The following is a 20432-nucleotide window of genomic DNA, read 5'->3' as shown; positions in this document are numbered from 1 at the left end:
CATCGGACTCCGTGGCCACGACCCACGGTGTCATGCCATGAGGAGCGGTATTGTTCTGCCATGCGGACTACCATTGATGCTGCTGGACGGATCGTGGTGCCGAAGGTGATCCGGGACGCCATGCAGCTGAGCGCGGGGAGGGCGATTGACGTGACCTTCGTGGACGGGCGGATCGAGATCGAGCTGGCGCCGGCTGAGGTCCAGGTGGCGATCGAGGATGGTCTTCCGGTGGTCCGGCCCCTTGAGGACCTGCCACCACTGACGGACGAGATCGTGCGGGACACGCTCGACTCCACGCGCCGGTGAACCGCCCGACGGTGAGGTCGTGCGACACCAGCGTGCTGGTCGCTGCCCTGCTCAGCTGGCACCCTCAGCACGAGGTGGCCCGCACGGCCATGGGCGGCGTGCAGATCCTGCCGGCGCACGTGCTGCTGGAGCTCTACAGCGTCCTGACCCGACTGCCCGCTCCACATCGACTGGCGCCGGAGGCCGCGGCCGAGGTCATCGATGCCCTGAAGCTGGACATCCGCACCCTGCCCGCGGACGAGCACCACGCCCTGCTGCGCCGGCTTGCTGTGGCTGGCGTCCGCGGAGGTGCGACGTATGACGCCCTCGTCGGTGCCACCGCCGCGCACCATGGTCTCCAACTACTCAGTCGCGACCGGCGCGCCCGAGCGACCTACGACGCGGTCGGAGCCGCCTCCATCCTGATCTGACTCGTCAACGGCGAAGCGGCAGGGTCCCGCCCGCCGCTGCGTCAGGACCCGCAGCCGCCCGCGCCGCAGGCGCAGCCGCCGATCCGGCCGCTGCCGCACCCGTCGGTGTCGACCGGTGCGGACCACGCGGCCGCCTCGAGCTCCTGGTTCATGGGCGGCGTGGCCCCCAGCCGCTCCCCCAGGACCGCGAAGACCTCGACGAGACGGCGGACGTGCCACTTGTGCTCGGCAATCTCGTGCCGCTCCACGTCAGCGCCGCTGAGCCGGTCGGCGAGCCAGGCGGCGTGGCCGGCCGGGGACACCGACGAGTCGGTCCCCCACCAGACGTCGACCGGGCAGCGGACGTCGGCGGGGTCCACGCCCCACGGCTCCTGCACCTCGATCATGTCCAGGACGATGCCGTCGGCGCCGGCGTGTGCGCCGAGCCCGAGCTCCAGCTGGTCGCGCAGGAACACCGGGTCCTGGAGTGCCAACGCGTGCATCATCCGCTGCTGCTCGTCCATGTCGCGGGCCCACTCGTGCGACTCCATCGCGGGGCTGCCGGCGTCCGCGGCCGAGGGCGCCAGGGGCCAGATCAGCGTCAGCGCGGCGACCCGCTCGGGGTGCAGCGCGGCCACGGCGAGCGCGGCCGGTGTGCCGCCACCGCCGGCGAAGACCCCGGCCGGGGTCTCGATCCCGGCGTGGTCGAGGACGTCGAGCACGTCCTGGGCCAGCTCGCGCACCGTGCGGGCCTCCCCGCCGGGTGTCTCGCCATACCCCGGCCGGTCGTAGGTGACCACGCGCAGACCGAGGGCGTGCAGCGCGTCCGGGCCCGGGGTGCCGCTGAAGCGGGAGCCTGGGGTGCCGTGCAGGGAGACGACGGGTGTGCCGTCAGCGGCACCCTGGACGCGGTAGGCCAGGCCGGAGGAGGTGACGAGGGCCGAGGTGGCGGTGCTCACCACCCGAGTGTCTCAGAGCCGGGCCGTGTCACAGAGCCGGGCCGTGTCACAGAGCCGGGCCGTTTGTCAGAGCCGGGCCGGGTGGCTCTCCAGGAGGTGCTCGGCCCGGCTGAGCACCGCCGTCCGGGGCGTCGCCGCGGCGAGCGCCTCGATCTGCTCGGTGACCCGCGCGCCCAGGTGACGGGACAGGTCGGCTCGCAACTCGGCATACCGCTCGATGTCGGCACCCATCGGCGGCGGTGCGCCGCTCGCCCCAGCCGCCGCCCCCAGGAGGAACGCCGCGTCCGACCACCTGCCGCTGTCGGCCAGCAACTCGGCGAGCACCCGCAGCAGCGTCCAGATCTGGTTCCAGGCGGCCAGCCTGCGCAGGTCCGACACCAGCCGCAGCCCCAGCGTCACCGCCTCGCCGCGCTCCCCGCCACGCACCAGCAGGGCGAAGAGGGCGATCCGGGCGACGCGTCCGACCTGCTCGGCGTCGATCCGGTCGGCCTCCTCCGCTGCCTGCCGCAGCAGCACCGCGCCCGCGTCCGGGTCGGTGCGCGCCTCGACCTCACCGGCGGCGTAGCGTGCGAACGCCAGGGTGTGGTCGCTACCCACCGCCCCTGCGGCCAGCGCGACCTCGGCGTGCTCCCGGGCAGTGTCCAGGTCGTCGGCGTAGCAGGCGAGCAGCGCCATGGAGCTGTTGGCCTCGCCGGTGAGCCCGGGATCCGCGGCGACCGCGCGGAACCGGCTGACCGACTCAGGAATGTCGCCGGAGTACATCGCGGCCACCGCCAGAGCCAACTGCGCCGTCGCGCGCACCGCTGGATCGTGCGAGGCCTCCAGTGCGGCGGTGGCGAGCTCGACGCCGCGACCCACCTCGCCGCGCTCCCCCGCGACGAACGCCCCCGACGCGACACCGGCCGCGACGCCCGGACCAGGGTGCCGCAGCCCGTGCTCCGCCACCTCGAGCATCAGGTCACGCACAGCCGGGCTGGGGGTCCAGTGCCAGCACCGCGCCAGCGCGTGCGTGATCCGGGAGGCCAGTGCGACCTCCCCTGCCCCGAGCGCCCACCGCAGGGCGGTGCTCACCTCGGCGCTGCACCGGGCGAGTCGGGCGCTCAGCTCGGCACCGTCGACGCGCGCCCAGTCGGTCTGGACGTCCGTCACGAGCTCCGCCACCCAGTGCGCGTGGGCCGTCCGGACCTCCTCGGCGCGGCCAGACTCCTGGAGCTGACGGGCGGCGAAGGTGCGCACCATCTCCAGCAGCCGGAAGCGGTCGGCTCCCGGACCCGCACCGACCTCATGGCGGACGACCAGCGAGGACTCGACCAGCTCGCCGAGGGTGGGCCCGACCTCGGCCCCGTTGTCGACGTGTCGCATCAAACCAGCGAGCGACGCGGCCCCCAGGTCGCCGGCACAGACCGACAGGCACTGCAGCAGCCATCGTTCCGGCTCCCCCAGCAACCGGTAGGACCAGGCGACGACGCCGGAGAGTCCGCTGGATGACAGGTCCTCCGGCAGCCGCGCCAGGACCTCGCCCACGCCGGTCGTCGCCACCCGTGAGGCGGCCAGCTCTAGCGCCAGCGGCAGCCCGTCGCAGCGGCGGCACAGCTCGCTCACCTCAGCCGCGTTGTCCGGGGTGACGGCGAAGGAGGGCCGCAGCCGCCGGACCCGATCGCCGAGCATCCGCACCGACGCCGTCGACTCCTGGCTGCCGACCGTCGCGCCCGGGTCGGGCAGCCGCAGCGGCGTCAACGGCAGGACCAGCTCGGTGGGGACGCCGAGCCGGTGCCGGCTCGTGCCCAGCACCCGCACGTCCCGGCACCGCCGAGCGATCGTGGCGACGAGCGGCGCCAGCTCGTCGAGCAGGTGCTCGCAGTTGTCCAGGACCAGCAGGTGCGGGACCGCGGTCAGGAACTCCACCAGGGCGTCGGTGTCCGCGTCGGCGTCACCACGCAGCCCCAACCCCTCGGCGAGCGCGGCCCGGGCCCCGCCACGGGGAACCCCGGCGAGCTCCACCACGGAGATCGGCAGCCCCAGCCGGTCGTGCAGCACCGCCAGGGACTCCGCGGCGAGCCGCGACTTGCCGACGCCGCCGGGGCCGGTCACCACCGTCACCTGGTTGTCAGCGACCGCCGCGACCAGCTCCGCCAGGTCGTCCTCCCGACCGATGAACGCGGTGGACGTGTCCAGCCACGCGGGCGGCCCGGCCGTCCGGGTGCGCGGTGCCGCGAGCCCGTGCCCCAGGATGTGCCCCTCGAGCTCGGTGAGCGCGGGCGAGGGGTCCAGTCCGAGCTCCTCACCGAGGAGCGCCCGGTAGGCCCGCAGCCGATCCAGCGCCTCGGTCTGCCGACCGGCGTGGTACAGCGCCCTGACCAGCAGCTCCACCGTGCTCTCGCGGAACGGCTGCTCGGCGAGCAGCTCCTCGAGGCCGGCCACTGCGTCAGCCGGCTGCCCCGTCTCGACCAGCGCGGAGGCACGCGCCTCGATCGTGTCCCTCCGCAGCCGGTCGAGGTGCTCGGCGACGGTCGAGATCAGGGGCGTGTCGGCATACTCCCCGTAGGCCGGGCCGCGCCACAGGGCCAGCGCACGGCCGAGGAGGTCGCCGGCCACGGCGGGCTCGGCGGTGCGGGCCCGCTCCACGAGATCCAGGAACTCCTCGGCGTCGGTCGGGGCGCGGGTCAGGCGGTAGCCCGCGGGGTCGAGCCGGATCGCCTCCTGTCCCAGGTGCGCGCGAAGGCGGGAGAGCACGGTCCGCAGCGCCCGCGCCGGGTCCTCCGGCAGCTCCTCGCCCCACGCGGCCTCGACGAGCGCGGCCGCGGGGACGGGCCGCCCGCGGTGGGCGAGCAGGCAGGCGAGCACGGCCCGCTGACGGCCCGCGGGGATCTCCCGCGGGTGGCCGTCGACGTGGACCTCCAGCGCTCCGAGCACGCCGTACCGCAGCTCAGGCATCGGCCCCAGTGTGCCCGACGTCGCGGTGAAACTCCCGTGAAATCCGCACAGCGCACGCTGGTCGTCCAGTCCCAGCAGAGGAGAGATCATGACAACCGCAACACTGGACCTCGAGAAGGTCGGAGCCTTCGCCCAGCACATCGGCGGCCTGCTGGCCGGGGGTGCCACCACCGCCATGATGGTGGTCGGCGACCGGACCGGCTTGTATGCCGCCATGGCAGCGGGCGGTCCCCTCACCCCCGCGCAGCTCGCCGCGGACACCGGCACCGCCGAGCGGTACGTCCGCGAGTGGCTGGCGCAGCAGGCTGCCGTCGGCATCGTCCAGCACGACCCCGAGGACGGGACCTTCACCCTGCCGCCGGAGCACGCGGCGGTGCTGGCCGCGGACGACTCCCCCGCGGCGATGGCCGGGGCGGCCCCGCTGATCAGCGGGATGCACCGCCGGACCGACGAGCTGGTCGAGGCGTTCCGCAGCGGGGCCGGCATCCCCTGGGCCGACCAGGACCCGACGGTCTTCGAGTCGACCGAGCGGTTCTTCTCGGTCGGCTACCGCAACAGCCTGGTCAGCGAGTGGATCCCGGCGCTCGCCGGCGTGCACGAGAAGCTGCGGGCCGGCGCCCGGGTGATCGACGTCGGCTGCGGGCACGGCGCCCCGGTGCTCCTGATGGCGCAGGCCTACCCCGCCTCGCAGTTCGTCGGCTACGACGTGCACGCCGCCTCGATCGAGACGGCTACCCGCCGGGCCGCGGACGCCGGGCTGTCGGACCGGGTGCGGTTCGGGGTGAGCGACAGCCAGGCCTACCCGGACAAGGACGTCGACCTGGTCACCTTCTTCGACGCCTTCCACGACCTCGGCGACCCGGTCGGTGCCGCCGCCCACGCCCGGCAGTCACTGGCCGCCGACGGCACGCTCGTGCTGATCGAGCCACGCGCCGCCGACGACCTGGCGACGACGCTGGGGACGATCCCGATGGCCGCCCTCGGGTTCGCGGCCTCCACCTTCCTGTGCACGCCGAACTCGCTGTCGCAGCCGGTGGGTCTCGCCCTCGGTGCCCTGGCCGGCGAGTCGCGCCTGCGGGAGGTGCTGGCCGAGGCCGGCTTCGGGTCGGTCCGCCGAGCCGCCGAGAACGACTTCAACATGGTCATCGAGGCCCGCCCGTGACCCCCCTGACCCCCCCACCGGGCGCACGGGTGGCCTCCGGGGAGGACGTCCCGCGCGCTCGGTCGGGGGTGGGTCACCAGGTTGTCGGCTTCTCCGGGGTGTAGAGCCACACGTCGAAGAAGCCCTCGAGGTCCTGGCCGGAGACACCCTCGGCGAGCGCAGTGAAGTCGGCGGTGGTCGCCGTGCCGCCGCCGAACTCGGCGACCCAGGTCTTGGCCAGCTCGAAGAAGGCGCCGTCGCCGATCTCGACCCGCAGCGCGTGCAGGGTCGCTGCGCCACGGTCATAGATCGCGCCGCAGAACAGGCACAACGGTCCGGGTTCGGCGACGACCACGTCCCAGAAGCCGTCGTCGGCCGGCGTGCTCATCACGTCCTCGAAGTTCTCCTGGGCGGTGGTTCGGCCCTGCTCCTCGCTCCACATCCAGGAGGAGTAGGACGCCCAGCCCTCGTTGAGCCAGATGTCGGCCCAGCGCCCCGGGCTGACGTGGTTGCCCATCCACTGGTGCGCCAGCTCATGGGCGACCGTGCCCTCTGCCGCGCGGCGGCTGAAGAACGAGCGGGTCTGGGTCTCCAGGGCGTAACCGACCGAGTCGTCGTCCACGATCGCGCCGTAGGAGTTGAACGGGTACGGCCCGAAGGCGTCCTCGAAGAACACCAGCATGTCGCTGGTCAGCGCCAGGCTGGCCGAGGCCGACGCCGGCAGACCAGGATCAACCGCGTCAATGATCTGCGTGCCGTTCGCCGCGACGTAGGAGTCCAGCTCGAAGTCGCCGACCGTGGCGGTGGCCAGGTAGGCGGCCATCGGGTCCGGTGCGTCCCAGGTCCAGGTCGTCCACCCGTCGTTGGTCTCCGACCCCTCCAGCAGCCCGTTGGCGACGGCGACCGACCCTTCCGGGACGGTGATCTCGTAGGCGTAGGTCGCCTTGTCGGTCGGGTGGTCGCTCACCGGGAACCAGGTGGCCGAGCCGTCGGGCTCGCTGACGACCATGGCGCCGTCGCGGGTGGTCACCCAGCCGTAGAGGGCCCCCTCGATGTCGGTCGGCCGGGTGGTGGTGCCGCCGTAGGTGATCTCCACGGTGACCTCGTCGCCGGTCTTGAGCTTGGGCCGCGGACTGACCCGCAGCTCGTTCTCGACCTGGTCGAAGCGCATCGACTTGCCGTCTACGACCACCTCGCTCGCGGTCAGCCCCCGCAGGTCGAGGTTGAACCGGTGCAGGTCCTGCGTCGCCCGCAGCTCGATCGTGGCCACCCCGTCGAGCTGTCCCTCCAACGGTGCCGGCGCGGGGTCGGGCAGCTGGTAGGTCAGGTCGAGGTCGTAGTGCAGCACGTCGATGCCGCCGTTCCCCGCCAGCGGGAAGTACGGATCACCCGCCCCGTCCGCGCCCTCCTGGAAGCGCGGCTCACCCGGTCTGCCGGGGGCCGCCCCGGCCAGGGCGGGGGTCAGCGTGAGGGCGACGGCGGCGGTGCCGGCGAGGGCGAGGCGCAGCGGTGAGGCGGTCATCAGGACTCCAGTGTCGGATGGCGGAAGTCTTCTGACGTTAATCCCGCCGGAGTGTGGTCGCGACCGAATTTCGTAGGTCGCTGACCGCCACTCCGTGCGCTCGGTGGACTACGGCCCTACGGATGCTGAGTTCGGGCGGGTCGTGCAGGGTCTGGGCCACGACGCAGTAGCGCTCGGTCAGCTCCAGGAGCCGGGTCACCTTGTCCTCATCGGCGTCGGTGTCCAGGGCGAAGAGCAGCTCGATGCCGGTCAGCCCGACCGGGGCCTCCCGGTCGACGCCGAGCGTGCCGCGCGCGTCCCAGGTGCCGTTGGCCGTCACCGTCGCCGAGCGCAGCTCGACACCCAGCGCCGTCGCGACCGAGGACAGGGTCACCCCGGCACACGCGACCAGGGCCTGCAGCAGTATGTCGCCGGAGCAGGCCTGCGTGCCGTCGCCACCGGCGGCGGGGTGCAGGCCCGCGACGACGTCGCCGGCCCACGTCCCGACCGTCGCCGTCAGCCCGGCCTGGTCCACCCGGGCGGTTGCCGTGCTGGGGGTCAGCGCGGAGTCGGGGTCCTCGCGGTAGCGCGTCTTCACCGGTTTCTGCCGCGCGCGCAGCGCGGCCGCCGCCGCGGCCGGCGCGTCGGCTCCGCCCTCGGTCGAGTCGGCTCCGACCGCGGTCACGACCTCTGTCATCAGGCCACCGCCTCCTCATCCGTGACGGACTCGCTGTGGCGAGCCCCGGCATACTGCGTCGGCTCCAGACCCGCCTCGCGCTCCAGCTCGCGGACGAGGGGGATGACCTCGGTGCCGAACCGCTCGACGTCCTCGTGCACGTGCAGGAAGCCGAGCAGGAGCAGGTCGACGCCGACCTTCTTGTAGTCCACGATACGGCGGGCGACCTGCTCGGGGGTGCCGATCAGACCGGTGCGGAAGCCGTCGTTGTACTGCACGAGGTCCTTGAACTCGCTGTCGGCCCACATCCCCTTCTTGTCGGCGGTCGCGGCACCGGCCTGCTTGACCGCGGTGCCGAAGTCGTTGACCTTGTCGACGTCGGCCTTGGCGATGATCTCCTCGACCACCTCGCGGGCCTCCGCCTCGGTGTCGCGGACCACGGCGAAGCCGTTGAGCCCGAACCGGACCCGGCGGCCGTGAGCGGCGGCCTGGGCTCCGACGTCCTGGATCTGCTCGGCGGCGCCCTCGAGGGAGTTGCCGTTCATGAAGTACCAGTCGGAGAGCCGTCCGGCCATGGCGCGGGCGGAGGTCGAGTTGCCTCCCTGGAAGACCTCCGGCTGGAGGCGGGGCTGGGGCCGGAAGGTGACGTCGCGGGTGCGGTAGAAGTCGCCGCGATAGGTGAAGTCGTCCTCGGTCCAGAGCCCGCGAAGCACCTCGATGAACTCCTCGGCCCGGCGGTAGCGCTCCTCGTGGTCGAGCCACGCGAGCCCCAGGTCGGTGTACTCCCGCTTGAACCAGCCGGAGACGACGTTGAGCGCGAAGCGGTTGTCGTAGAGCTCCTGAGCGGTCGCCGCGAGCTTGGCCAGGATGGTCGGCGGCCACTGGCCCGGGTGGACGGCCGCGATGACCTTGAGCCGCTCGGTCGCGGCCAGCAGCCCGAGGGAGAAGGAGACCGACTCGTGCTGGGCGTCGGCGCCGTAGGAGGCCAGGTAGCGCACCTGCGTCAGGGCGTAGTCGAAGCCGACCCGCTCGGCGGTGCGCGCCACCTCGCGGTTGTAAGCCGGCGTGTGGTCCGTGCGCTGGTCGATGGTGGAGACGACCAGGCCGCCGGAGACGTTGGGCACCCAGTAGGCGAAGGACAGGTCCTCGGTCGAGATGGCGTGTGTCATGGGTCAGGCTCCTGGGGTGGTGGGGTGGGTGAGGCTGTGGAGGGCGGGCTCGCCGAGTGGCGTGTAGGCCCCGGCGTGGTGCAGCAGCGGGCGCCGGCCGGAGGTGACCGCGTGCTCGACGCGCGCGACCGCCAGGAAGCTGTCGCCGGCGTCGACCAGGTCGTGGATCCGGGTCACCAGCCGGGAGGCTGCACCGTGGATCGTGGGCAGCCCGTGGTCGTCATAGGCCCACGCGCCGTCGTCGACGAACCGCCGGGTGCGGTCCCGGGCGAACCGCTGGGCCAGCGGCTCCTGGTCCTCGGCGAGCAGGTGCAGCGCCGCCCGGCCGGACTGGGCGATGGTCACCAGCGACGAGGACGTCTTGGCGATGTTGAACGAGACGAGCGGCGGCGACACGGACACCGACACGATCGAGATCGCGGTGAACCCGACAGGCCCCCGCTCCCCCGAGCCGGTGACGACCCAGGTGCTGGAGGCGGCGCGGCCGAAGGCGTGGCGCAGGTCCACGGGTTGGCTCTCGGGAGGGATGGTGGGACGGGTGAGCGGTTGGGCGGACATGTGGATCTCCTGACATGGCCGGGTCCGTCGGGGCGGACCGCGTGGTGAAGGACCCCTGCGCGGCAGGGGTGGCGGCCCTGCGAGGCAGGGACCGGGAGCGCGCTCGGGCGCGCGGGGATCGCCGGTGTGGCGAGGGTTCAGGCGGGGAGAGCGGCGGGCAGCGCGTCAGGGACGACAGGCGCTGACCGCCCGGCGCATCAGGTCGACATGGCGTCGCAGGTGCGGGATGTGCGTGGTGCTGTCGTGCACGATGCCTCCATCGGTCCTGGCGTGAGCACCTGTCCCCCACGGGATGGTTGCTGCGGCGTCGACGAGCCAGGTCTCTCGGCCGCTCTGGATGGGTGGCGTCACCCAATCACAGGATCTTCGGCAATGTCAACTCAGACAGGCGGGCGGCCGAAGATTCGTGGCCTAGGGGTGTTGCACGTCAACGACGAGCCGCTCGGGGTCGCCCAACCGGAACACCCGGAACGGCACGCGGTCCCGCGTCGCGACATACACCTGGACCTGGCCCTCGAAGGGCACCGCCCGCAGGACCTCGCTCACCGTCGTCAGGTCGCCACCGTCCACCAGCAGCAGCTCGTCGTATGTCGTGTCGCCGGGTTCGGGGTAGGCCATCCCGAGGGCGCTGACCACCAGGACGTGGTCGCCGGCCAGGTCGACCGGGATGCCGCTGCCGTCGAGAGCGGGCGCATCGACGTACTCCACCCGCCAGCCGACCTCGCCGGTGCCTGACAGGTCCAGCACGACCCGGTCGAAGCCGTCCTGGAGCCCGAGCCGGATGCCGTCGATGATGAGCTGCGCCTGGCCGGTCGGGTCCTGCTGCACGGTCTCCTCGGCGAAACCGGGCAGCGGCCCCGGGTCGCCCTCGGCCCCTGCCTCCCCGGCGGGCTCCTCCGTGGTGGTGGTCGGGACCTCGCTCGGGTCAGGGACGTCAGTCACCGTGGCATCGCCCGTGCCGGTGGAGGTGCCAGAGGTCGAGGTGCCAGAGGTCGACGGGCCGGCAGTCGCCGCCGGATCGGTGGTCGGCCCCGACGTGGTCGGTGAGGGTGCCGTGGTGGCGGCAGGCTCGCCGGTCGCGTCGGGGTCGGTGCGGTCCTCCCCGTCCGTGGGACCGGTCGGGCCGATGCTCAGGCTCGGGTCCTCCTCGGTCTGGGTGCCACAGGCAGCCAGCGCCAGCGCGGCGGCCGCAAGCACAGCCACCGCCTCCCCGCGACGGTGCCGGTCGGCCATACGCGTCAGCGTAACGCCACCGTCGGCCGGAGCACCCCAGGTCGGCGCAGCAGAGCACTACGCCGCGCGGAGGGCCGCGGGCAGGGCGACCACCCCGTCCATCGTCACCAGGTGCATCCCGAGCATCGGCGCGCCGACCTCGGCGCACGCGTCGAGCGCCACCTGGTGCCACTCCCGGTCCTCGTCGCAGACCGGGCCCTCCTCCCGGACGACCGCGAGGATCAGACCCAGCGGACCGGCGTGGTCGTCCCCGACCATCTCGCAGAGCCCGGTGGCCCAGCGCAGTGCCGTCCAACGGTCGGCTGCGCGGAGCGGTGTGGGCAGGTCGGCGACCAGGACCGGTTGCAGCAGCTTGCCCTCCTCGTCGCAGAACAGGAACGCGAGCCCACCGGTCATCCGGTCGTCCTCGTCCACGAACGCGTCGAGCGCCGCATTGGCGACCTCGGGATCCCAGAGCGAGGGCATCGCCGGTCGTGCGTCCAGATTGAAGATGTTGTCGTCGGTCATGGGGCTGATGGTGTCGACATGCCCCGTCGGCGCGCAGATCTTGTCCACAGGGACGCGCTGACCTGCAGATTCACCGCCCGGGGCGGGCAAGCGGTCGAGCCATCCGCCACCACGGAGATCTACTGTCCGCCGACTGGGACGTCCTGTCCCTTAACGTCCGGGGCACCTCACTCTCGTGCCGATGTGCGCGAGGTCAGGAGGCCAGCCACACCCGCCACTCGCGTCACAGCCAGGCGGGCACGTGCCCGAGAACTACCCCGTCGAGCGGCAGGGAGTGAGTAGTTCCCGGACACGTGCCACCATCGTTGGGGCTGATGCGGATCACCGGACATGCTGCCTGGAGCTCATGGAACACTCACCTCATGCGCTTCCTGCGAGCCGACGAGGCGAGGGTCGGCGTCAGTGTCCTGTACTCAGGGGACGACGACGCATCGGAGTCTTGGATCCCGACCTCGTTCGGGCCGGGCGTGTTCTCAAACACCACCACCCTGGAGTCATCCGGGAGTTCTATGGCCCGGGTGTCAACCACTGCATAGTGCAGTTCATCGGCCTGGAGGACGAGCCCCTCAGCACCATGGTGGGGTTCGACCATGAGGAGGACGGTCACTTCCCAGGGCTCTTGGTGCCGACCGAAACCGAGTGGACGCAGGCGCTGAGCAATGGTTGATGCTACACGTCGAGACGCTCCTGACCACGAGGCTGGACGCACTCATCCGCCGTAGGTCGCTCGTGCCGATGAGCGTGCTTGGTAGCTCCTACGGGAGGTCGACCAGCAGCAAGGATGCGACTACCTCTGCTCGCCGTGCAATGTCGTCGTCGCCGGTTGGCTCGAGCCACGGACACGCCACGTCGAGAGCCACTATGCGACCGCTGCTTATGAGTCGTTGGACGGCTGCAACGACCCGCGAGCGTGTCGGACCCGTTGGCTGCCGGGAAGCGCAGTCCGGGAATCTCCTGTGCGTCAATGACATCGACATCGACGTGCAGCAGGACCGGACCGTCCGGGAGCAGGGTCGGCGACACGTCCTCCACCGAGGTGTACGTGAGCCGACTGTGCGCCAGGTACTGCTCCTCCGCAGCGTCCAGGTCTCGGGCGTCAACAAGGACGGCGCGGACCGTGATCGAAGACAAGCGCGGGACACCTGTCCCCACTCGGCTTGAGTCTAGGCACCGGCGACTCAGGGGCGACTGGGGGTCCGCCCAGGGTCACCCCCGATACCGCAGCGGGCGGTGACCAGACACCGTGGAACGAGCGTCCTGACCGGATGCCAAACCCGACGGCTGGAGCCCGCCCGTGCTGGACCTGATCGACACCCTCAACACCGTCCTGCTTGACGCCGCCACCGAGCCGTGGGTGCCCCTCGCGCTCCTGCTGTTCTGCGCCGTGGACGGCTTCTTCCCGCCGTTGCCCAGCGAGTCGCTGGTGATCGGCCTGGCCGCGGTCGCGGCCGCGACCGGGCAGCCGAACGTCGGGTTGGTGCTCCTCGCCGGAGCGGCGGGCGCGGTCCTGGGTGACCTCACGGCATACTCCCTGGGTCGCCGCGTGGGTCTGCGGAGGTTCGCCTGGATGCGCACCCCGCGGATGGCCGCGGTCATCGACCGCACCGGCCGGACGTTGCGCCGCCGCAGCGCCCTGTTCATCATCACCGGCCGGTTCGTGCCCGTGGTGCGGGTCGTGGTCAACCTGACCGCGGGTGCGGTGGGGATGTCGCTGCGCCGCTACCTCCCGCTCTGCCTCACCGCGGGCACGGTCTGGGCCTGCTTCGGGGTCGGGGTCGGGTGGCTCGGCGGCACCTGGATGCACGACCATCCGCTGCTGGGCGTGGTCCTGGCGATCGGGCTCGGCATCGTCCTGGGCGCTCTGGTGGACCGCCTCGTGCAGCGCTTCACGATGGAGCCGGAGCAGGAGCGGCAGTATGCCGAGGTGCCGGGTCCAGCAGATCAGTCACCTGACATGATCGAGAGATGACCACCTCCCAGGAGAGCACGCCGACGGCGCGCGCCGTGTCCCCCGACTCCGGCACGCACTGGACCGAGGAGGGTGCCTGGCAGGTCGCACCGGGGATCTACCGGATCCCGCTGCCGCTGCCGATGGACGGGCTGCGGGCGGTCAACGTCTACGCGATCGAGACCGAGTCCGGTCTGACCCTGATCGACGGGGGCTGGGCGATCGAGGCCTCGCGCACCGTGCTCGACCGCTCCCTGGCCACCATCAGTCGCACCGTGCACGACATCCGGTCGTTCCTCGTGACGCACGTGCACCGGGACCACTACACCCAGGCGGTCGTCCTGGGTCGGGAGGTCGGCTCCCACGTCAGTCTGGGCCTGGCCGAGAAGCCGTCCCTGGACCGGTTGCAGCAGGCGGTGCCCGGGGAGAGTCACCACACCCCGGTGCTGGTGCGCTCCGGTGCGAGGGACATCGCCGAGCGGTGGGCCGCGGAGCACCGTGACGAGCGGATCGACCCGTCCCTGTGGGGCTACCCGGACGCCTGGCTGGAGGGCGACCACCAGATCGCCGTGGGGCAGCGTGCCCTCGACGCGGTCTCGACCCCGGGACACACCCAGGGCCACTACGTCTTCGCCGACCAGTCGGCGGGCCTGCTGTTCGCCGGTGACCACGTGCTGCCGACCATCACCCCGTCCATCGGCTTCGAGGGCGCCAACCCGGTGCAGCCGCTCGGTGACTTCATGGCCTCGCTGACCAAGGTGCGCGGCCTGCCCGACCTGCGCGTGCTGCCCGCGCACGGGCCGGTGGGGATGTCCTCCCACGAGCGGGTCGACCAGCTGCTCGGCCACCACGAGCACCGGCTCGAGCAGTGCCTGGCGGCCTTCAGCGGTGACCGCGGGCTGACGGCGCACGACGTCGCGAAGACCCTGCCGTGGACCCGTCACGAGCGGGCGTTCGAGACACTTGACCTGTTCAACTCGGCCCTGGCCACGATGGAGACCCGCGCACACCTGCTGCTGCTCGTGGCGCGGGGACGGCTGCGCTCAACCGAGGGGGACGGTCACGACGTGTATCGCCTCTCCGGCCCCGCCGCCTCCTAGGGAACGCGCGAGAGGGAACGCTCACGGCGCTCACGACGCCCCGGCCGGGTGTGCGGCTCAGAGCAGCTGCGAGACGGTGTGGATCAGCAGGCCGACGAGGCCGCCGACGACGGTGCCGTTGATCCGGATGAACTGCAGGTCGCGCCCGACGTGCAGCTCGATGCGGTCCGCGGCGTCCCGGCCGTCCCACCGCTCGATGGTGTGGCTGATGACCGTGGTCAGCTCGGAGCCGTAGCGGGAGACCAGGACCGCTGCGGCGTCGGCTCCCCACGCATCCAGGCGAGGACGCAGTATGTCGTCACTCACCATCCGGTGCCCGAGGTCCTGCAGTTCCTGCGCGAGCCGGGTGCGCAGCACCCCCTGCGGGTCGCCGAGCTGTTCGAGCAGCACGACCTTCACCGCGTCCCAGACCGCGAGCAGGCTCGGGGCGACCTGCGGGTGGTCCAGCAGTCGCTCCTTGAGCTGCTCGGTGGTGGCGATCGTGTCGGGGTCGTGCTGCATGTCGCGGGACAGGTCCGCCAGGTAGGAGTCGAGCGCCAGCCGCACCCGGTGCTCCTTGTCCCGGTCCACCTCGCGGGCCCAGGCGACGAGCTCGGTGTAGATCCGGCCGACCACCACGTCGTCGAGCCAGGTCGGCGACCACGACGGGGCCCGGGCGGCGATGATGCGACGGACGTCCTCGGGATGCACCGCCAGCCAGGTGTGCAGCTCGCGGAAGGCGATGTCCATCAACCCGTGGTGCGCCTTGTCCTGCACGACCTGCTCGAGCAGGTGGCCCGCCAGCGGGCTCAGCGGCTCCTTGCGCACCCGCGGCAGCAGGGTCTGCTCGATGAACTCCTGCAGGTCCGGGCCGCCGACGCGCTCCAGGGCCTGTGCGGCCAGGGGCGAGGCCTCCTGGATCACCCGCTCCGCGTTCACCGGATCACTCAGCCACTCCCCCAGCCGGCGGGTCACCTGCGCGTCCAGATAGCGCTCCCGGATGGTCTGCTCCGTCAGGAAGTTGCCAGCGACGAACTCCTCCAGGCTGCGGGCCAACATGTCCTTGCGTCGCGGGATGATCGCCGTGTGTGGGACCGGCAGGCCGAGCGGGTGGCGGAACAGTGCGGTCACGGCGAACCAGTCTGCGACGGCACCGACCATCGCGGCCTCGGACGCGGCGTTGACGTAGCCCCAGAAGCCCCCGTGGCCGTGGGTCAGGACGAAGACGATGGCCGCCAGCACCAGCAGGCCGGTGGCCAACCACCGCATGCGGCGCAGGTTGGCCCGGCGCGCAAGGTCGCCCTCGCTCAGGTTCGGCATCCGCGGTCCGGCACCGACCGTCGGGGTCGCAGTAGTCATCAGCGTCCTTCCGCAGCGGGGCGCACGCCCCGCCCAGTGTCGGGGATCAGGGTACGTCGCACCTCCTCAGGGCCACCGGATGTCATCCTCCCGACGGATTCGGACCGACCGGCCCCCGCCGTAGGCTCGCTGGCGTCAGGAGGCTCACCGGCGCGCACCGACGACGTCGCCCCAGGTCTCGTGACACACGCGAGGGAGACGCATGGGTTTTTTCGACAGGATCAAGAAGGTCTTCGACACCGGCGGCATCAAGGTGGACCTGGAGGCGCCGAAACACTTCGACTGGAACGACCCGACCATCCCGGTCCGGGTCACCCTGACCGGTCACGAGTCCGAGGCGCGCACGGTCCAGCAGTTGTCCTTCACGCTCAAGGACGTGGGTGACAACGAGGGGATGCCGGGGATGCGCGACAGGGACGAGCCGCACCGGCCGGACGGGCGCCGCTTCTCCTCCAGGTTTGAGCACCCGCTCGGCCTGCACCTGGCGGCCGGCGAGATCCGCGCGGTCGACGTGGCGGTGCCCCTGCCCGGCGGTGGCCCGGGTCTGTCCGACCGTATGTCGTTCGGCCCGGACGGTGTCAGCCTGCACTTCGGCGACCAGTGGTATGCGCTGAGCGTGAGCGCGCCGGTGGAGGGCGCGAAGATGGCCCGGTCGGACACGGCCAAGCTGCAGGCGCCCGGTCGCCTGGGCGATCGCGGCGTGAGGTTGGGCTGACATGGAGACCGTCATGCACACGGCCGATCTGCGGGGGCCCGACCCCCGGCACCGCCAGCGGCGGCAGGTGCACGCCCACCGTCCGCGCGAGGTGCGGACGGACACGACGCAGCGGGAGTCGGTCACCCCGTGGCGGGGGTCAGGCCACACCCCGGTCGGCGTCGTCATCCGCGCTCGGGTCGCCCTCAGCAGCAGCCTCAGCGAGATCCACGAACCGGCACAGCGCGTTGACGAGCCGCAGCTGTTCGGGGGTGCTGACTGGTGACTCCAGCAGGGCCGGGCTGCCGACCACGACGGCGAGCGCCTTGGCGCGGGAGACGGCCACGTTGACCCGGTGGCTGTCGAGCAGGAACCCCACCCCGCGCGGGGCGTCCTGCCCACTCGAACTAGCCATCGAGAAGATCACGACGGGCGCCTGGCGCCCCTGGAACTTGTCGACCGTGCCGACCTGGAGGCCCTCCGGGAGATGCTCCTGCAGCAGCCTGACCTGCGCGTTGTAGGGCGAGACCACGAGGATGTCGGCCAACCCGATCGACGCGGTGGTGCCCTTGTCGTCGGTCCAGGTCCCCCGCAGCAGGTCTGCGACCAGCCCGACGACCGCCTCGGCCTCTTCCATGGACTCCGAGACGTTGCCCTCGTGCTCTACCGGCACCCACCTCAGCCCCGACCCGGTCAGCTCGCCGGGCGCCGCCACCTCCTGCCGCTCCCGCCCGGGCGCGGACTCCAGCCGGGAGGCGTAGGACAGGTCTGAGACGAAGCGGGTGATCGCCGGGTGCATCCGGTAGGTGAGATCGAGGAACACCCCACGGTCGGCCGCGATGGTCTCGGCACCGTTGATGAGGTGCTCCAGGACGGACCGCTCGGCGCCGTAGGGATGGCTGCCCTGCACCACCTGGGGCAGCTGCTGGGGGTCGCCGAGCAGGACGATGCCCCGAGTGGCGGCCTGGGCCACGGCCAGCGCGTTGGCCAGCGCGAACTGGCCCGCCTCGTCAACGACCAGCACGTCCACCGCGTCGGCCATGCCGGCACGGGCCCACAGCCAGGCGGTGCCGGCTACCAGGGTGGCCCCCTCCGCGACGGCCCGCTCGATCCCCTCGTTGTCGGCCAGGACCCGGACCGGGCCGCTCTGGTCAGCTCGCGCGACGCCCTTGCGGACCGCGGGGCGTCCGACACCCTCGACCAGCTGGGTGAGGACCGAATGGCTGTTGGCGGTGATCCCCACCCGCAGACCCGCGTCGAGCAGGTCCCGGATGAGCTGGGTGCCGGAGTAGCTCTTGCCCGACCCGGGCGGCCCCTGCACCGCGAGCACCTGCCTGTCCAGGCCGGCACCGACCCGCCGGACGACCTCGCCCGGGCTCTCCCCGGCGCGCGGCTCCATGCCGGAGGGCACCCGCCCCTCGAGCAGCGCCAGCCCCATGGTGTCCCGCCCGGCGAGGGTGTCGTCCGCCAGCCGCTGCAGCGACTCCTGCAGCACGGCGATAGGCATGACGTCCCTGCCGACCAGCCCGGTGGGTGTGACCGAGCCGGAGCTCTTGACCCGCTTGATGACCACGTAGCCGGCCTCGGCGTCCAGCTCAGTGATGGTGCCCACCCGGGTGTGCTCGCGGGCATCGTCCACCGTGTTCGCGAGGCTCAGGGACGTCTCCTGGGGCGGGAACTCGTAGCGCCACAGCAGGGACTTCGCGATGCTGCCGACCTCGACGGGATCACCGAGTCCGCCCAGCGTCGCTCCGCGGTCCTCGGCGAGGTCCTCGCCGCTCATCTCCGCCGTGCGGTAGTAGTCCCACCACACCTGCTTCTGCTCGCGCCGGTGGAAGCCGATGCAGCCGGCCAGCAGCTCCTGCCCGGCGTCGACCAGCCGCTCGGCCAGGGCCGTCTCGACCTGCATCGCCTCGGAGTCGGTGGCCTCCTCCCGCGCACCCTCCCCCGGGCGGCCGAGCGTGCGCCCGAGCACGTGCTCCGCCTCGGCGCGCCGCGCCTCCAGCCACTCGTGCAACGCGTGGGTTGAGCGCACGTCCTCACGGTTGTAGGCCGCCAGCCGGTCCAGGATCGACTGGTCGTCGCGGCCCTGAGCCAGCCACCGTTCATACTCGATCACCGAGGTCAGCGCGTCGGCGACCTCATCGCCCTCCCCGGTCCGGGCGTGCTCCCAGTAGAAGGCCTCGAGCTTCTTGATGGAGTAGCTCGGCTTGCTGATCTGCAGGCTCTGCCGCACCACGGCATACAGGTCGACGAACCGCTCGCCGCGCAGCAGCATGTCCAGCTCGGTCTCGGCGGTGGCGTGCTGCTGGGCCATCCGCTTCAGCGCCGTCTGCTCGTAGGCCGCGTAGTGGTAGATGTGCATCCCCGGGAACTGCTGCCAGCGCTCGTCGAGCCAGGTCAGCAGGTCGCGCGTCAGCTGCTTCTCCTCGGCGCGGTCGTGCGCCCACCAGGTCAGGAACTCCTCGTCGCGGGTCCAGATGCCCGCGAGATACTCCCGCCCGGCCCCGTCCTCGGCGAACGGGTCCCCCTCGAAGTCGAGGTAGACATCGCCCGGGTCCGGCGCGGGCAGCAGCTCCAGCCCCTCACCCGGGCGTGCCGGCAGCAGCTCGTATGACGCAACGCCGGTCTCCCGCTCGCTCACCTGGAGCCGGGCCTGGCTCCGGGCGCGGTCGCGGGTCCGGCTGGTCAGCGCGCCGGCCAGGTCGGCGTCGGTCGCCGAGGCCAGTTGCGCCACCGTCGTGATCCCGGCCGCCTCGAGCTGCTCGCGCTGGTCGCTGCGCAGCCCGGCGACCTGCACCAGGTCGTCGCGCTCGACCCACTCCTGCTCACAGACCGACAGCCAGCGGCAGCGGGCGCAGTGCGACACCTTCGCCGAACGGGTCGGGGTGCCCGCCGCGACGAAGTCCTCGAGCCGCTCCCGGGTCCGGCGCGCGTAGGACTCGACGTCCACGAGCCGCCAGGGGTGCTCGGCGCCGTCACCGGTGACGACCACCAGCTGCTGCGGTGCCACGCCCTGGATCCGCTCGAGGTGCTGCGCGTAGGAGGCCATCTGCAGCAGGGCCGCGGTCTGCAGGTGGCGGGCCAGCTTGGTGTCGGCCACGTCGTAGGACCAGCTCCCCAGCCGGCTCGGTCGCTCCACCCTCAGCAGGAAGTCGGCGTAGCCCACCCACTTCTCGTCCGCGAAGGCGGCCTGGTAGATCACCTGCGCCCCGGCATACATCGCCTCGACCGTGGCCGCCTCGCGCTCGGCGACGGACCCGCGGCCCGGGACGTGCACGACCTGCCTCCCCTGCTCCTGCAGCGCGGCCAGGTAGGACCGCTCGTGCGCCAGCCCCTTGTCGAAGACGAGCTGCACCTGCTCATCGAAGCCGGCCTCCGGCCGCTCGCGCCGTCCCCGGGCCGCCTCGAGATCCAGCGTCGTGGCATGGGCGCACGCCAGGTGCGTCGTGAGGTCCGTGGCGCTGAGCCGCGGCGTGCCGTCGATCAGGTGCATGTCCTCACCATGACATCCGGCGGTGACATGACCGCGCGGGGCACGCCCGACCGGGGTGGACGTAGGTGTTGTAGGAGCTCTCGGGAAGCGGCCGCCGTCACCCGGTGCCGACCAGCACCCCGGCCGCCAGTGCCGGTGCGAGGTAGAGGAGCGGGAAGGGGATGTGGCTGTAGGTGCCGGCGCGCACGATCGTGATGACGGCACCGGCGAAGTAGACCACCAGGCCTGCGGCTGCGGCGACACCGACCGCCGGGACGGCCAGGCCCACGAGGAGTCCGGCGGCGCCGAGCGCCTTGGCGGTCCCCAGCCAGGGCCACCAGCTCTCCGGGACCCCGTAGTCCCTGAGGTTGTCGACCACGTAGGCCTTGTGGGTGAACAGGCTGAAGGCCGAGAAACCGACCCAGGCCGCGGCGATGATCACAACGACGGTTGCGGTGGTGCTCATCGTGGAAATCCTCTCGATCAGGCGTCTCGAGTCTCGGA

18 protein-coding genes and 1 riboswitch are annotated in these 20432 nt (G+C 72.0%); of the genes, 6 read left to right on the top strand and 12 right to left on the bottom strand.

The window, feature by feature from the left end; translation table 11 throughout:
- Positions 1-60: 60 nt before the first annotated feature.
- Complete coding sequence (locus MWU75_RS10780; RefSeq protein WP_247090448.1) at positions 61-306, top strand: AbrB/MazE/SpoVT family DNA-binding domain-containing protein; 246 nt, start codon at positions 61-63, stop codon at positions 304-306.
- Complete coding sequence (locus tag MWU75_RS10775; protein ID WP_247090446.1) at positions 303-716, top strand: type II toxin-antitoxin system VapC family toxin; 414 nt, start codon at positions 303-305, stop codon at positions 714-716. The genes MWU75_RS10780 and MWU75_RS10775 overlap by 4 nt, the downstream gene beginning before the upstream one ends.
- 41 nt (positions 717-757) lie before the next feature.
- Here MWU75_RS10775 and MWU75_RS10770 read toward each other — a convergent pair whose 3' ends face one another.
- Positions 758-1654, bottom strand: a complete 897-nt coding sequence (locus MWU75_RS10770) for an alpha/beta hydrolase (RefSeq protein WP_247090444.1) — start codon at positions 1652-1654, stop codon at positions 758-760.
- A 66-nt stretch (positions 1655-1720) separates the two neighbouring features.
- Positions 1721-4588, bottom strand: a complete 2868-nt coding sequence (locus MWU75_RS10765; RefSeq protein ID WP_247090442.1) for a BTAD domain-containing putative transcriptional regulator — start codon at positions 4586-4588, stop codon at positions 1721-1723.
- A gap of 88 nt (positions 4589-4676) precedes the next feature.
- Here MWU75_RS10765 and MWU75_RS10760 point away from each other — a divergent pair, with 88 nt between their 5' ends.
- Positions 4677-5750 (top strand): methyltransferase domain-containing protein, encoded by a 1074-nt coding sequence (locus tag MWU75_RS10760; protein WP_247090440.1) that lies wholly within the window; start codon positions 4677-4679, stop codon positions 5748-5750.
- Between the two features lie 73 nt (positions 5751-5823).
- Here the strand turns inward: MWU75_RS10760 and MWU75_RS10755 are convergent, their stop codons facing one another.
- From MWU75_RS10755 to MWU75_RS10725, 7 genes are all read right to left on the bottom strand, one after another.
- Positions 5824-7251 carry a M1 family metallopeptidase gene (locus MWU75_RS10755; protein WP_247090438.1) on the bottom strand — a complete coding sequence of 476 codons (1428 nt, stop codon included), beginning with the start codon at positions 7249-7251 and terminating at the stop codon, positions 5824-5826.
- A 37-nt stretch (positions 7252-7288) separates the two neighbouring features.
- Positions 7289-7927 carry an OsmC family protein gene (locus MWU75_RS10750; protein WP_247090436.1) on the bottom strand — a complete coding sequence of 213 codons (639 nt, stop codon included), beginning with the start codon at positions 7925-7927 and terminating at the stop codon, positions 7289-7291.
- Positions 7927-9075, bottom strand: a complete 1149-nt coding sequence (gene sfnG, locus MWU75_RS10745) for a dimethylsulfone monooxygenase SfnG (protein WP_247090434.1) — start codon at positions 9073-9075, stop codon at positions 7927-7929. Before sfnG ends, MWU75_RS10750 begins: the two co-directional genes overlap by 1 nt.
- A gap of 3 nt (positions 9076-9078) precedes the next feature.
- Entirely contained in the window at positions 9079-9633 is a 555-nt protein-coding gene (locus MWU75_RS10740; protein ID WP_247090432.1) for a flavin reductase family protein, read from the bottom strand.
- A gap of 253 nt (positions 9634-9886) precedes the next feature.
- A riboswitch (SAM riboswitch) is annotated at positions 9887-9977 on the bottom strand.
- Positions 9978-10044: 67 nt separating this feature from the next.
- A complete protein-coding gene (locus tag MWU75_RS10735) occupies positions 10045-10866 on the bottom strand; it encodes a hypothetical protein (protein WP_247090430.1) in 822 nt (273 codons plus the stop codon).
- Positions 10867-10923: 57 nt separating this feature from the next.
- The gene (locus MWU75_RS10730; protein WP_247090428.1) at positions 10924-11373 is read right to left on the bottom strand and encodes a hypothetical protein; all 450 of its coding nucleotides are present in this window, start codon (positions 11371-11373) and stop codon (positions 10924-10926) included.
- Positions 11374-11728: 355 nt separating this feature from the next.
- Positions 11729-11980 (bottom strand): hypothetical protein, encoded by a 252-nt coding sequence (locus tag MWU75_RS10725; RefSeq protein WP_247090426.1) that lies wholly within the window; start codon positions 11978-11980, stop codon positions 11729-11731.
- 687 nt (positions 11981-12667) lie between these two features.
- Between MWU75_RS10725 and MWU75_RS10720 the strand changes: the two genes are divergently transcribed.
- Together MWU75_RS10720 and MWU75_RS10715 are read left to right on the top strand one after the other, a co-directional pair.
- A complete protein-coding gene (locus MWU75_RS10720) occupies positions 12668-13342 on the top strand; it encodes a DedA family protein (RefSeq protein WP_247090424.1) in 675 nt (224 codons plus the stop codon).
- Entirely contained in the window at positions 13339-14421 is a 1083-nt protein-coding gene (locus tag MWU75_RS10715) for an MBL fold metallo-hydrolase (RefSeq protein WP_247090422.1), read from the top strand. Before MWU75_RS10720 ends, MWU75_RS10715 begins: the two co-directional genes overlap by 4 nt.
- Before the next feature lie 57 nt (positions 14422-14478).
- On the opposite strand, the gene MWU75_RS10710 is transcribed toward MWU75_RS10715, so the two are convergent.
- Complete coding sequence (locus MWU75_RS10710) at positions 14479-15759, bottom strand: DUF445 domain-containing protein (protein WP_247090420.1); 1281 nt, start codon at positions 15757-15759, stop codon at positions 14479-14481.
- Between the two features lie 202 nt (positions 15760-15961).
- Here MWU75_RS10710 and MWU75_RS10705 point away from each other — a divergent pair, with 202 nt between their 5' ends.
- Complete coding sequence (locus MWU75_RS10705) at positions 15962-16474, top strand: hypothetical protein (protein ID WP_247090418.1); 513 nt, start codon at positions 15962-15964, stop codon at positions 16472-16474.
- Between the two features lie 139 nt (positions 16475-16613).
- Here the strand turns inward: MWU75_RS10705 and MWU75_RS10700 are convergent, their stop codons facing one another.
- Entirely contained in the window at positions 16614-19949 is a 3336-nt protein-coding gene (locus MWU75_RS10700) for a TM0106 family RecB-like putative nuclease (protein ID WP_247090416.1), read from the bottom strand.
- Positions 19950-20046: 97 nt separating this feature from the next.
- Positions 20047-20394, bottom strand: coding sequence for a DoxX family protein (locus MWU75_RS10695; RefSeq protein ID WP_247090414.1), 348 nt, complete (start codon positions 20392-20394; stop codon positions 20047-20049).
- Positions 20395-20432: the final 38 nt, after the last annotated feature.

The sequence above is a fragment of the Ornithinimicrobium sp. F0845 genome, assembly GCF_023015765.1.
Taxonomy (GTDB): Bacteria; Actinomycetota; Actinomycetes; order Actinomycetales; family Dermatophilaceae; genus Ornithinicoccus.
The sequence above is the reverse complement of the archived record's forward strand: the minus strand, read 5'-3'. Positions and strand labels throughout refer to the sequence as shown.